This window comes from Aeromonas sp. RU39B (genome assembly GCF_900156095.1).
Classification (GTDB): Bacteria; Pseudomonadota; Gammaproteobacteria; order Enterobacterales; family Aeromonadaceae; genus Aeromonas.
Genome location: NZ_FTMJ01000014.1, coordinates 1 through 13,111 on the forward strand (window position 1 = coordinate 1; position 13,111 = coordinate 13,111).

Annotated in this window: 13 protein-coding genes; 8 read left to right on the forward strand and 5 right to left on the reverse strand. The window is 56.1% G+C overall.

Annotation, left to right across the window (positions count from 1 at the left end):
* Both BW958_RS16615 and BW958_RS16620 read right to left on the reverse strand, forming a co-directional pair.
* Positions 1-926 (reverse strand): retention module-containing protein (locus tag BW958_RS16615; RefSeq protein WP_143233127.1); only part of this gene is annotated, 926 nt, incomplete at its 3' end.
* Positions 927-1,110: 184 nt separating this feature from the next.
* A complete protein-coding gene (locus BW958_RS16620) occupies positions 1,111-2,772 on the reverse strand; it encodes a putative transporter (protein ID WP_076576980.1) in 1,662 nt (553 codons plus the stop codon).
* Between the two features lie 237 nt (positions 2,773-3,009).
* Here BW958_RS16620 and BW958_RS16625 point away from each other — a divergent pair, with 237 nt between their 5' ends.
* From BW958_RS16625 to BW958_RS16635, 3 genes are read left to right on the forward strand one after another with little or no spacing between them, the layout of a single operon-like run.
* Complete coding sequence (locus BW958_RS16625) at positions 3,010-4,515, forward strand: aminotransferase class V-fold PLP-dependent enzyme (RefSeq protein ID WP_076576981.1); 1,506 nt, start codon at positions 3,010-3,012, stop codon at positions 4,513-4,515.
* A 59-nt stretch (positions 4,516-4,574) separates the two neighbouring features.
* Positions 4,575-5,114, forward strand: coding sequence for a septation protein A (locus BW958_RS16630; protein WP_076576982.1), 540 nt, complete (start codon positions 4,575-4,577; stop codon positions 5,112-5,114).
* A gap of 19 nt (positions 5,115-5,133) precedes the next feature.
* Complete coding sequence (locus BW958_RS16635) at positions 5,134-5,430, forward strand: YciI family protein (RefSeq protein WP_076576983.1); 297 nt, start codon at positions 5,134-5,136, stop codon at positions 5,428-5,430.
* A gap of 35 nt (positions 5,431-5,465) precedes the next feature.
* Here BW958_RS16635 and cysQ read toward each other — a convergent pair whose 3' ends face one another.
* A complete protein-coding gene (gene cysQ / locus BW958_RS16640) occupies positions 5,466-6,230 on the reverse strand; it encodes a 3'(2'),5'-bisphosphate nucleotidase CysQ (RefSeq protein WP_076577148.1) in 765 nt (254 codons plus the stop codon).
* Positions 6,231-6,397: 167 nt separating this feature from the next.
* Here cysQ and BW958_RS16645 point away from each other — a divergent pair, with 167 nt between their 5' ends.
* The 3 genes from BW958_RS16645 to BW958_RS16655 all read left to right on the forward strand — a co-directional run bounded on the left by BW958_RS16645 (position 6,398) and on the right by BW958_RS16655 (position 9,311).
* Positions 6,398-6,718, forward strand: a complete 321-nt coding sequence (locus BW958_RS16645) for a ComEA family DNA-binding protein (protein ID WP_076576985.1) — start codon at positions 6,398-6,400, stop codon at positions 6,716-6,718.
* A gap of 74 nt (positions 6,719-6,792) precedes the next feature.
* Positions 6,793-7,704 carry a UTP--glucose-1-phosphate uridylyltransferase GalU gene (gene galU, locus BW958_RS16650; protein WP_076576987.1) on the forward strand — a complete coding sequence of 304 codons (912 nt, stop codon included), beginning with the start codon at positions 6,793-6,795 and terminating at the stop codon, positions 7,702-7,704.
* A gap of 215 nt (positions 7,705-7,919) precedes the next feature.
* A complete protein-coding gene (locus BW958_RS16655; protein WP_076576988.1) occupies positions 7,920-9,311 on the forward strand; it encodes a peptide MFS transporter in 1,392 nt (463 codons plus the stop codon).
* Positions 9,312-9,374: 63 nt separating this feature from the next.
* Here BW958_RS16655 and BW958_RS16660 read toward each other — a convergent pair whose 3' ends face one another.
* Positions 9,375-10,346 (reverse strand): response regulator, encoded by a 972-nt coding sequence (locus tag BW958_RS16660; RefSeq protein WP_076576989.1) that lies wholly within the window; start codon positions 10,344-10,346, stop codon positions 9,375-9,377.
* A 432-nt stretch (positions 10,347-10,778) separates the two neighbouring features.
* On the opposite strand from BW958_RS16660, the gene BW958_RS16665 reads away from it, so the two are divergent.
* Complete coding sequence (locus BW958_RS16665) at positions 10,779-11,450, forward strand: DnaT-like ssDNA-binding domain-containing protein (protein WP_076576991.1); 672 nt, start codon at positions 10,779-10,781, stop codon at positions 11,448-11,450.
* A complete protein-coding gene (locus BW958_RS16670) occupies positions 11,440-12,294 on the forward strand; it encodes a DnaA ATPase domain-containing protein (RefSeq protein ID WP_076576993.1) in 855 nt (284 codons plus the stop codon). The genes BW958_RS16665 and BW958_RS16670 overlap by 11 nt, the downstream gene beginning before the upstream one ends.
* Positions 12,295-12,522: 228 nt before the next feature.
* Here the strand turns inward: BW958_RS16670 and BW958_RS16675 are convergent, their stop codons facing one another.
* Complete coding sequence (locus tag BW958_RS16675) at positions 12,523-12,849, reverse strand: hypothetical protein (RefSeq protein ID WP_076576994.1); 327 nt, start codon at positions 12,847-12,849, stop codon at positions 12,523-12,525.
* Positions 12,850-13,111 lie beyond the last annotated feature (262 nt).

The window sequence follows — 13,111 nt, forward strand, 5'->3', positions numbered from 1 at the left end:
CCGCCGGTCAGCGCCACGCCGTTGATGGACTGGATAGCTAGCCCGCCATCCGGTGCCTTGTCGTTGGCCAGCAGGGTCAGGGTCACCGAGCCATCCTCGTTGACCTCGTAGCTGTCGTTCACCGCATCGACCGGATCGTCCTGGGCCGCCACCTGGATGCTGACCGTGGCGCTGTCGGTATCACCGTCAGCGTCCTTAGCCACGTAGTCAAAGCTGATCTCGCCGTTGAAGTTGGCCGCAGGCACAAAGCTGATGCTGCCGTCGGCCGCAATCTCCACCGTGCCGTTGGTCACCGCAATGCTCTGCGCAGCCCCGGTCAGCGCCACCCCATTGATGGACTGGATAGCCAGCCCGCCATCCGGTGCCTTGTCGTTGGCCAGCAGGGTCAGGGTCACCGAGCCATCCTCGTTGACCTCGTAGCGGTCGTCAGTGGCAATGACAAGTGCATTACTAGTCTCAGGTATCTGAACAACATCCACACTAGCGGAAGCAATTTCCTCTTGAGCTGCAGCTTGCTCGTGAGTGGTGTCGTAGCCGGCGATAGCAATGGTTTGATCGAGCGCCATATCAACCACAACATAACCGTCATTACTGCTGGCGCCAGCAACGCCACCGCCGGCAGCCGCCGCACCGGCGGCAGTGGCGTCAAAGGCTTTGGTCGGGTCGACGCCATCGGCAATCGCCTGTTGCAAGGCTGCGACATCATCAGGGGTTGCCCCTGGCTGGCCAGCTTGCTGTGCCAGGTCATCGGCCTCGATGGCAACGGCGGTGTTAACCGAGCCGCCATCTTCAACAAAAATGGCGGTTCCCTTGGGGAGCACATCACCCACTTTGAGTTCAATCTGATGGCCATCTGGACCCATTACGTAAACTTTGCCAACAAAGCTAGTGATAACAACTTTCTGCTCAGTGGTGATGATGTTCATAAAAGATTCCAAAATGGCCGAAGGCGGATTACCGAGCGTTAACTGTAGCTAAAGAATGACGCAACAAACCATCGCAAAATATCGAACGAAGCGTGCTCGTATCTTTCAAAAAAATCGAATTTCATCAATGAGTTGAGAAAAAAGTCGCCAAATGGCGACTTTTTAAATATACGAACGAAGGGACTCAGGCTCCGGCCCAGAGCAATAGGGCCAGTAGCTGTGGTGAGATAATGCGAAGGAACATGACCAAGGGATACACGGTCGCATAGGAGAGGGCACTAGCGCCGCTACTCGGATGCATCGCATTGGCAAATGCCAGTGCCGGAGGATCTGTCATGGAGCCGGCCAGCATACCGCACAATGTCAGGTAGTTGAGCTTGCCGTAGAAACGAGCCAGGCAGCCCACGGTCAACAGCGGAACGATGGTAATGATAGCGCCATACATCATCCATGAGAGCCCATCGCCCTTGAGCAGGGTATCGAAGAACCCATCTCCGGACTTGAAACCGACCACGGCCAGAAACATGACGATGCCAATTTCACGCAGCGCTAAGTTGGCACTCGGCGGCATAAACCAGTAAAGACGACCAATGCTACCGATCCGGGCCAGGATCAGCGCCACCACCAATGGCCCCCCCGCCAAGCCCAACTTGAGCGCCGCAGGGAAACCGGGCAGATAAAATGGCACTGACCCCAGCAACACACCCAAGCCAATGCCGATAAACACCGGCAACATCTGCACTTGCTGCAACTTCTGCTGCACGTTACCGACCACATTGGTCACGGCTTCGATGGCATCCAGCCGCCCCACCAGATTGAGGATATCGCCAAACTGCAGACTGGTCTGGCTGGTCGGCACCAGCTCGACGCCGGCACGGTTGAGGCGCGAGATAACCACATCGTATTTCTGCTTGATGTCGAGGTCGCGGATCTTCTTGCCCAGCACCTGCTCGTTGGTGACGACGACCCGCTCGACCCGCAGTTCAGTACCACGGGTGGAGAGCGAGGTTTCCACCTCTTCCCCCATCACCAACAGGGCCTGATGCAGGGCATGCTTCTCACCCACCAGGTGCAGCAGGTCACCAAGTTGCACCCGCGACTCGCCCTTGGGCACCATCAACTCATCGCCACGTTTGAGACGCGAGCAGATGATATCCGCCCCGTTCATGCAGGGGATTTCGTTGATCATCAGGCCGTTGAGGTTGGGGTTGCGCACAGCAATGTTGATAGTGTGCAGGCTCTCTTTGGTTTTGCCGGCCTGCAGCTCGAACTGTGCGGCCTCGTCCTCTACCTTGACCCGAAAGAACACCCGCACCAGCCACATGCTGAGCAAAATCCCGCAGATACCAAATGGATAGGCCACCGCATAGCCCATCCCCATCAGGCCGGTCAGGCCGGGTTGAGCCCCCAGCTCGGAGAGGATCTGCTGACCGGCACCCAGTGACGGGGTGTTGGTCACCGCACCTGAGAAGATCCCGAGGATCACCGGCAGCGGCACATCAAACAGACGGTGCAATAGCACCACCATGACACCGCCGAGCAATACCAACAGCGATGCAAAGGCATTCAGCTTAAGGCCGGAGCTGCGCAACGAGGCAAAAAAGCCCGGCCCGACCTGAATACCTATGGTGTAAACGAACAGGATAAGGCCAAATTCCTGAATAAAATGCAGGGTACCGGCATTAAGCTCCAGCTGATACATACCGGCAAAGTGACCTACTATGATGCCACCAAACAGCACTCCCCCAATCCCGAGGCCCACTCCGTAGACTCGTAAATTACCGAGCCATAGCCCCAATACAGCGACCAGAGACAGGATGCTGATGGCGAGTGCGATATCGCTCATCTGTTTGTATCTCCGAAAGAAAACTGAGACTAGCTTGGCAGTTAGCAGAAAAATGGACTGTGGCTGAGTGCACGTTTTAACAATTCGCCGCGAAAAAACTACCAATAAATGGTTACTTTTCATGCTCTATCTTGAGCAATGTCCACTGCTATTGCAGCGACACCTTACTGTCACACCTGCACATTTGCGGTATGCTCTGCGCCCAATCTGACGCACAGTCACGGAGTTGGTGCCGACATGAAGCTAGATGAGTTGTTCCTCTCTCCCCATCAGGACCTGGATGGCCACATCAGCCATCTGATCCGGGATTTTCACGAGCAGGACGACAGCCAGCAACCCTACGACCGTTCACGCTTTACCGAATGGCTCTCCTTGGCCACCATGCCGGGCGGCGAGATGAGCCTGCCCGACTATGTCTCCCGCCTATCCAGATTGCTGCCGGGCGCATCGCACCTGGCCTCGCCGCGCTATATGGGCCATATGACGGCGCCGCTGCCGGCCTTTACCGGTGAGCTCTCCCGTCTGCTGGTGATGCTCAACCAGAATCCGATGAAGATGGAGTCCTCCCGCCTGCTTACCTTCCTCGAGCGGGAGGTGATGGCCAAGTTGCATCATCTGGTGTTTGAGCGCAGTGACGACTTTTACCAGCAGCATATGCACGGCAAAGACGCTGCACTGGGCGTAATGACCAGTGGTGGCACCATCGCCAACGTCACCGCCCTGTGGCTGGCACGCAATCGGGCCTGCGGAGACAATCTGTTCCGACTGTTTGAGCAGCGCTGGCGTGGCATGGCCGTGATCGGCTCGCGGCTGATGCACTACTCCTTCGACAAGGGGATGGATTTGCTCGGTGGCGGCGCCCATCAGGTGATCCGGCTGCCGGTGGACGAACATAACCGGTTGCGGTTAGCGGCGCTGGAAGCTGAACTGGCGCGCTGCAAGGCCGAACGCATCAAGGTTATCGCGCTGATTGGCGTCGCGGGCACCACCGATTTTGGCTCCATCGATCCGCTGCCCGAGATGGCCGCTATTGCCGCCCGTGAAGGCGTGCATTTTCACGTCGATGCCGCCTGGGGTGGCCCAACCCGTTTCTCGCTGCGCTACCGCTCGCTGCTGGCAGGCATGGATCAAGCGGATACCGTCACGCTGGATGGTCACAAACAACTGCTGATCCCGCTTGGCACCGGCATGCTGCTTTGCCGCGAGCCGGATCTGATGATGGCCGTCAAACGGGAAGCGCCTTACGCTATTCGCGCAACCTCGTATGATCAGGGCCGCTTTACGCTGGAAGGCACCCGCCCGGCCAATGCCATTTATTTGGATGCCGCATTTCACCTGATTGGGCAGCAAGGCTATGCCCGGCTGATTGAAGAGAACTACGATCGGGCGCGCCTGATGGCCGAACTGATCGCCGCCGATCCTGCCTTTGAGCTGATGGCGGTGCCGGTCATGAACCTGCTGGCCTATCGCTGCATTCCGCCGCATCTGCAGGGCAAAGTGCTCGATGAGTCAGACAATATTCAGGTCAATGCATTCACCATGGCCGTGCAAAAACGCCAGCGCGCTGCGGGGCACAGCTTTGTGTCGCGCACCCAGCGTTCGGTTGCCCGCTATGGCGAGCAGCCATTGACTCTGCTGCGTGCCGTGTTGCTCAATCCGCGGATAAGCTCGGCAGACATCGCGGCATTGCTGGCCGAGCAGAAAGAGCTGGGCAAGCATGTTGCAACCGAGCTGTTCCGTTGATGACTTGCCGGCCGGCACGACTCGGTTAAACTGGACCCGTTCTCACCCATGGATCTGTTATGAAGCAGTTTATTGAATTTCTCCCGCTGATCGTCTTTTTCGCGGTTTACAAGCTGGTCGATATCTATGCCGCCACCGGCGCTCTGGTGGCCGTTACCGGCGCCCAACTGCTGTATGGTTGGCTGCGTTATCGCAAAGTCGAGAAGATGCAGCTCATTACCTTCATCATGGTGGCCTTCTTCGGCTCGCTGACCCTGATCTTCCACAGCGATGTCTTCATCAAGTGGAAAGTCACCGTCATCAACGCCCTGTTTGCACTGGCCCTGCTGGTTAGCCGCTATGGCTTTGGCAAGAATCTGATCCGTCAGATGCTGGGCAAGGAGTTAAGCGCCCCCGATAGCGTATGGGATCGCCTTAATCTGGGCTGGGTAGGCTTTTTCTTCACCTGTGGTCTGCTCAATCTTTATGTGGCCTTCCATCTTTCACAGGAGACCTGGGTCAACTTCAAGGTCTTCGGCCTGCTGGGCATGACCGTCGTGTTTACCCTGATAAGCGGGGTTTACCTCTACCGCCACCAGCCGGCGGATCAGAAAAAATAACGCCAACAAGGAGTGTCACATGTGGTATCTCATCTACGCCGAAGATGTTCCCAACAGCCTGCCCAAACGCAAGGAAGCGCGTCCGGCCCATCTTGCCCGCCTGCAACAGCTGCAAGATGAGGGGCGCTTGCTGGTTGCCGGCCCCAATCCGGCCATTGATGCTGAAGATCCCGGTGAAGCCGGCTTCACCGGCTCGACCGTGATCGCCGAGTTTGCCTCTTATGCTGACGCCCGCGCCTGGGCCGATGCCGATCCCTATGTGGCTGCTGGTATCTACGCAAGCGTGACCATCAAGCCATTTAAACGGGCACTCTGATAGCACAACGCCGGGGTTTCCCGGCGTTTTCTTAATTAGGCGCTCACCACAAACCAGGGGTTGAGAATGTCCGGCTTGTTATAACGAAGCCGCTCCCCCTGCAAGGTGTTCACCGAGCCGCCCGCCCCTTCAACCACCGCCTGTGCAGCTGCCGTGTCCCATTCGCACGTGGGAGCCAATCGCGGATAGAGATGCGCCTTACCTTCCGCCACCAGGCAGAGCTTGAGCGAACTGCCCATCGACACCAGATTGAGATTCTCCCCAAGCGGAGCCAGGAACTCGAGGGTTTCTGGCGACAGATGATGACGGCTGCCCACCACCTGCCAGGTCTCGCCATCGCGATGCGGCTGGCTGTGAATCAACACGCTATCCCCGGCCGCCTCACGCCGAGACCCCATTCCCACACCGCCTTCCCACAGCACATCCAACACGGGCGCATAAACGACACCCCAGACCGGAAAACCATGCTCAATCAGGGCAATATTGACGGTGAATTCGCCGTTGCGGGAGACAAACTCCTTGGTGCCATCAAGTGGATCCACCAGCCAATAGCGTCCCCACGCACGGCTTTGCGCCAGCACCGCATCACCCGACTCTTCAGAGAGCACCGGCCACTGCGGCGTCAGTGCACTGAGGCCAGCCACTATGGTCCGATGGGCACGCTGATCGGCTTCAGTCAGCGGGGAAGCATCAGCCTTGTGCTCGACGCTGAAATCACTCTGATAGACGGCCAGAATTTGCTCCCCGGCTTGTCGGGCCAGTGAGCACACCTCGGCGCGAATCTCATCATTCCACTGCATCTCTTTAATCTCGTGTTTTTTCATATGGTTGCATATTAGCCCAGCCACTATGTCAGCGCTTATAGCTGTTTGTGCCGAGTTATCATACTGACAAAAGAAACAGAAAGGTGCTGAGGGGAGTGCTCTAAACCTAACTCCACTATCCACCGTCCCCCAAGGAGGACACCATGAAGACAAGGACGTTACTGATCTCCACGCTACTCGCCAGCTTGTCACTGTTGGGCGCGCCCTTACAGGCGGCGGAAAAGAGCACGGCGGCCAAACCCGCAGTCACCACCGAAGTAGCCGAAGCGGGCAAGATCAACCTCAATACCGCCACGCTGGAGCAGCTGACCCAGCTCAAGGGGATTGGCGACAAGAAAGCCCAGGCCATCATCGACTACCGCACCAAACAGGGTAAATTCAGCTCGGTCGATCAACTGGCCGAAGTGAGCGGCATCGGCCCCGCCACACTCAATGCCAATCGGGAGATGCTGGTAGCAAAATAACCCTAAGGCGGCCAGTGGCCGCCTTGTTATTGTTGGGGTAACATGCAGGCAATTTGTGTCACGGGATCATCTCAATGAAAAAGAACCCAACGATTGTTCGCAAAGCCGTCCTGCCAGTGGCTGGTCTGGGTACCCGCATGTTGCCAGCCACCAAGGCCATTCCGAAGGAGATGCTGCCAGTCGTCGACAAGCCGCTGATCCAGTATGTGGTCAAAGAGGCTATCGCTGCCGGGATCAAGGAAATCATTCTGGTTACTCACTCCAGTAAGAACTCGATCGAAAACCACTTCGACAAGAGCTTCGAACTGGAGGCCACTCTCGAGAAGCGGGTAAAACGTCAGCTTCTGGCCGAAGTGCAAAACATCTGCCCCAAAGATGTCACCATCATGCATGTGCGTCAGGGTGAGGCCAAAGGCTTGGGTCACGCCATTTTGTGCGCCCGTCCGTTGATCGGTGACAACCCCTTTGCCGTGCTGCTGCCAGACGTGCTGATTGACGACGTGGCCAGTGACCCGAAGAAGGATAACCTGGCCGAGATGGTCCACCTCTATGAAGAGGAAAACGTCAGCCAGATCATGGTTGAAGAAGTTCCTCACAGCGAAGTCGACAAGTACGGTATTGCTGACATCAAGGGCGAAACCCTGACTGCCGGTATGTCTCTGCCGATGCAGGCCATTGTCGAAAAACCGGCCAAAGATGAATCTCCGTCCAATCTGGCCGTGGTGGGCCGTTATGTCCTCTCTGCCAACATCTGGCCGCTGCTGGAAAAAACGCCTCCCGGAGCCGGTGATGAGATTCAGCTGACCGATGCCATCGCCATGCTGATGGAGCAGGAGCAGGTCAACGCCTACTTCATGAAGGGTCGTAGCCACGACTGCGGTAGCAAGATGGGCTACATGAAGGCCAATGTGGAGTACGCTGTGCGCCACCGTGAGCTCAATGGCGAGTTTGTTGAATGGCTCAAGAATTTCGCTAAAAACCTGTAATTTCAGAATTTTGTTTTGAATTACCAGATCACAGCCGGGCGTCATGCGATGCCCGGCTGTTTTTTTGATCCAGAAAAAATCAATCAAAGAAAGACAATCGCCTGCCAAACCCTGTTCTTGTAATTAAATCTCTCTTGCTCTATAAGGTTGGGCGGCTGTTTTCAGTCCTTGCAAAAACACTAATACAACGTCCAAAAAAAACAGGTGGAAGTTCCATGAATAACCCGTCGAAAGGGACCTTTTTAGGTCACCCCAAGGGGCTCTTTTTGCTCTTTGGGACCGAACTCTGGGAGCGGTTCTCCTACTACGGCATGCGTGCCGTACTGGTACTCTATCTCACTGCCCAAACTACTCAGGGCGGTCTGGGCTGGAACCAGGCAGATGCTCTCAAGCTCTACGGTATCTACACCGGTCTGGTCTACATCACTCCGCTGATCGGTGGCTGGCTGGCTGATACCTTCCTGGGTCAGCGTCGCGCCATTATCATTGGTGCCATTCTGATGGCTGCCGGTCAGTTCACTCTGGCCCTTCCGCACAGCATGTTCCCGGACAGCGTCAACACCATGTTCTATCTGGGCCTGGCGGGTCTGATCATCGGTAACGGCCTGTTCAAGCCGAACATCTCCACCATGGTGGGTGACCTCTATGAAGAGGGCGATCACCGCCGTGATGGTGCCTTCACCATTTTCTACATGGGTATCAACCTGGGCGCCCTCATCGCCGGTTTCGTTGCCGGTGCCGCTGCCAACGCCTACGGCTGGCAAGCTGCCTTCGTTGCTGCCGGTCTGGGCATGCTGCTCTCTCTGGTGCTGCAGACCACCATGGCACCGAGCTTCCTTGGCAACATCGGTAAAGAGCCGGCGGCCAAGCGCGCTGCAGCAGCAGGCAATCAGAAGAAAGCCCCGCTGACCAAGCAGGAAGTGGACCGCATCAAGGTCATCCTGACCCTGGGTCTGTTCACCATCATTTTCTGGGCCGGTTTTGAACAAGCGGGCGGCTTGATGAGCCTCTATACCGAGCAGTATACCAACCGCATGATCGGTAGCTTCGAAGTCCCGACCGCTTGGTTCCAGTCGCTCAACCCCTTCTTCATCATCACCCTGGCTCCGGTTATCGCCGCTATTTGGGTCAAGATGGGCAAGCGTGAGCCGAGCTCACCGGTGAAGTTCGCCATGGGTCTGCTGTTCCTGGCGCTGGGCTTCCTGTTCATGATCGGTGCCGTTCTGGAACAAGGTGGCGATAACGCCGTTAAGACGTCCATGTTCTGGCTGATCGGTGCCTACCTGTTCCACACCCTGGGCGAGCTATGCCTCTCCCCGATCGGTCTCTCCATGGTGACCAAGCTGGCTCCGCTGCGTCTCGCCTCCCTGATGATGGGTGCCTGGTTCGGTTTTGTGGCCCTCGCCAACTACGCTGCCGGTTTCATCGGCTCTTTCGTGGGCGAATCCGGTGCCATGGCCATCTTCGGTGGCATTGCTATCGCTGCAACCATCAGTGCAGCCATTCTGCTGCTGATGTCCAACCGTCTTATCTACTGGATGCACGGCGCCGAAGGCAAAGCCGTTGCAGAGGAAGAGAAGGGCAAGCTGGAAACCAGCGCTGTCTGATGATGCTTCATAACAAGAAGGGCGCCGATGGCGCCCTTTTTTGTTTTTAAATACATCGAAAACTCAGTGGTGATGAACCCGAACATTGAGCGACTGACCACTGTCGCTGTTCACATCGAGCATAAAGGGATCATGCCAGCTACGGCGATGCACCGGGTAGGTGATGTCACGCATCAAGCCAAGCGACAACCCGCCATGACGAGCCAGCCAGTGTGGTGAGCTTAACCCCGCATTGGCAAACAGCAGGTTGTCATCTTGGTCGAACAACAGCGCTGCCACGCTCATGGGTTGACGAATGCCAGACTCCACAAGATGCCAGTTGAGGTAAGCAAGCAATTTGCCAGGATGCTCAATAAGCCGATTTTCACCACGCTGATATTGCCGAAATGGCGTGTTCATCAGCATGCGCACCAGTGCCGAACAGAACGCACCATCCCGCCCACCAACGGGCAACTCCATGATGAGCACTAGCAGCCGCTCACCCACTTTGAAGCTTTCTGGTATAAACAGATTACCGCGCCCCTGACTGGTCACTTCCCACGGCCCCCACTCTTGCAAAGAGGGCTTGGTCATCTGATTAGCGATGCGGGTGGCCAGCCGGTCATCTGAGCGCAAAGCATCGAGGTGTTCCAGCAACTCGAATTGCTGCACGGCACTGGGTTGCTCAGCCAAACACTGACTGATGCTATAGCTCACCAATTCCCAGTCCCGAATCGGTTTAATCAGGTAATCGCGGGCACCAGCACGTAACACCCTAGCGACCACATCCATCCGGCTTTGAGCAGAGATGACGATCACCGGCAGGTCGGGGTAGCGTGCTGACAGACAGGCCAGCACTTCGTGTCCATCCATGGCAGGCATGTTGAGATCGCAAAGCACCACATCCGGATGAGACAGCGCAGCCGCGGCCATGCCTTCAATGCCATCTTCGGCTTGAAATACGGCAGCGCCACAACGCTCAAGATAGCCAGCCAATTGATGGCGAAACACAGTTTCATCCTCAATGACCAGAACTCGGACTCCGGCTAGTAACATGGAACAGCTCAACATCAACAACGTGGATAGATAAGGTAAGACTAGCCTAACCGATGTGGTTTGCCTCCCTACCATATGAGTACAAAATTTTGTGCGGCTCACGTTTGGCAGTAGCACGCCAGAGCATTGACAACCCAATCACTGCGTCAAAAATTGGCCGAAACAGCGCCAGTACTAGCCTCAGCGCGAATATTGCAGTGAATAATTCATCGCAATTAAACGGGTGGTGGGAAATATCCAGCAGAATAGAAAACTAACTTTACCATTTCTTAACAGTGATTCTCACTTGCGTCCCACCGCAAGCATTTACACGGTCATCCTCCATTTGTGATGGGCATGACCGCTGCGATAACCCTGAGGCAGGTACACCATAGTTTGTACCCACCCTCACCATCGGTGATAATGGCGCCGAACCTCCGATACAGGCCAGCCATGACCCCAGCCGAATACAGCGCCCTCTCCCATCCGCGTCTGAGCCACCCGGCGCGAACGCTCTATTGCCTGCACCTGCGCCGGTTGGTACTGGAAAATCAGCCAGCTCAGCTCAACTATCCGGTGCTGGGCAGAGCATTGGCCGTCGTGGATCCGGAAGATGCGTCCGGTTTTAGCTATCAGGTCAATGCCCGGCAGCTCACCCAATTGCTCGAAGAGCTAGTCATGGCAGGACTGCTTGAATGCGAACCTTGTGGTGACCATTTCCACCAGCAATCCTTTATCTTGCCTTTATTGGGCAGGGCTCCTGATTCACCGCTACCGACTCGCCCTTTCCCGATGCACCTGCAGTGGCGGCCGGATGCTGGATTACCGGCACTGGCCAAACTCTGTGGCGTGCTTGATTGCAGCTATAGCGAAGAAGAGCTGGGCGAGTTTATCGCCTACTGGCTGGGGCGACCCGAAGTGTATGACAATCAGCACCAGTGGATGCTCAAGTTTATCCGCGCCCTGAAAACGCGCCGCTATGTGCGCCGAACGCCCAAAGAAGAGCTGGGTTATCAACAAGTAGCGCCAGCACCCACTGATAGCAGGCCCAGCAAGCGGGCCCTTGAGATGATTGAAGAAGCTAAACGCGTGGCCGAGCAGAAGGAGCAAGAACATGGCTCATGACAAAGATCAGATGGCTCAGGATCTGGCTGATATCGAAGCCCGCCGTCAGCAAATCAACCGCGACAAGCCCGGGCGAGCCCCTTCAGATCCGGAGCTTCGCCAGCACGTAGGTACCCTGCTGGAGCGCATTCAGCGCCTGCAAGCCCAAACTGGCGGGCAGCAATATGACTATGAAACCCTGCGCAAAGAGTATGAAGCCAAGGCCAACGCCGAGGTGCGTGAGCTGCAAAAGCAGGCTCAGCAGTCCCGCATCCAACGCCTGATCGCCCAGGCCGACCTGAATCCGGAGTGGATATTCGAGCGCATGGATCATCAGGATCCGGCCTTGCAATATGCCATCGAGACCGCCCGTTATTTTATCAGTGGCTTTGAGCATTGGGAAAAGAGCGGTGGCGGTTGCATGCTCATTTATGGCGACTACGGCACGGGTAAATCGACGCTGGCCGGCGCAGTTGCCCATGAGCTTATCGAGCGCCATCAGAAGTCGGTGATCTTCCAGCAATGGGCATCCATCGTCGATCGGCTGTTTTTCAACGTGATTGAGGATCAGGAAGAGCGCAACCAGTATCGCCGGGCACTGGAAGAGGTGGATCTACTGATTATTGATGAGGTGGCTGCCAACCGGGCCAAACTGGCCGAAAGCCAGTCCAGTTTTTTAGGTCACCTGCTGCGTCGGCGCCGCAACCTCTCCAAGAGCGTCATTCTGATTACCAACCATGCACCTGACAGCCTGCACCGGGCTATCGGTGACTTCAGCTTTGAAGCCATCAAGGCGTTCAATCCGGTCGATATCCACCTGGCCGGCCCCAGTCGCCGTCCCCACATCGGCAGCTATACCGGCTGACCATAAAAACGAGGCCCACTATCGTGCGATAACGGGCCTTGAAAAAGTGCTACGGAATTGCGATTGGATCGCAAGAAACAATATAGAAGGAGAATCCTTCTAACTGGCGTGGCAATCCTAGATGCGCGCAAACGTTTTACATAGCCTGATATATCGGGTTTGCGAGCCATCTCGCACTCTTGAAAAAAGTTTCTCGTCCTCGCTTAACTCCCTTGCATGGCAAGCGCCTCACGCTACCATGACCGGTTGGCATGTGAACTGCTCAACATCGAGATAATCTAAGTGAGCCATACGATAGAGGCGGCCATGAAGGCGCAGCGGCACACCAAGCGGCGGTGAACTTCCCTCAGGCAACAGTGCAACCAAGCTGCGCGAACCATCATCAAACAGCCAACTTGCGCCCTCCAACTGCTTGAGCAGGACCCCCTCCACCGCCAGCAAGCAACTCTCATCCTTGGCGGATAGCCTCTCTGCCTCCCTGCAAGCGACAAAGTCGTCGTCAATACCAAAACTCGACAGTCCCCACAGGATGGCAAGTCCGACCCGATGACTCATAGGTCTTCTCCTTCTCGCCCCCTTATCTACACTGATAGTGATGGTGAATCGCGGAAAACGAAACATGCCAGTAACAAATTGGTGACATGGAACACAATATTATGAATCCAGCATCTGGCAGAGAAATGATGTGGATATTGACTCAATGGAAGCCTAAATCACTACCATCGGAGTTGAGGAAGGTCTGGCTGGCAAGAGGCGACTTAAGGCGCAAGAGAGGCAGCCGATACATAGAACTGAGCGGTTTCAGAAGTCACAAAAT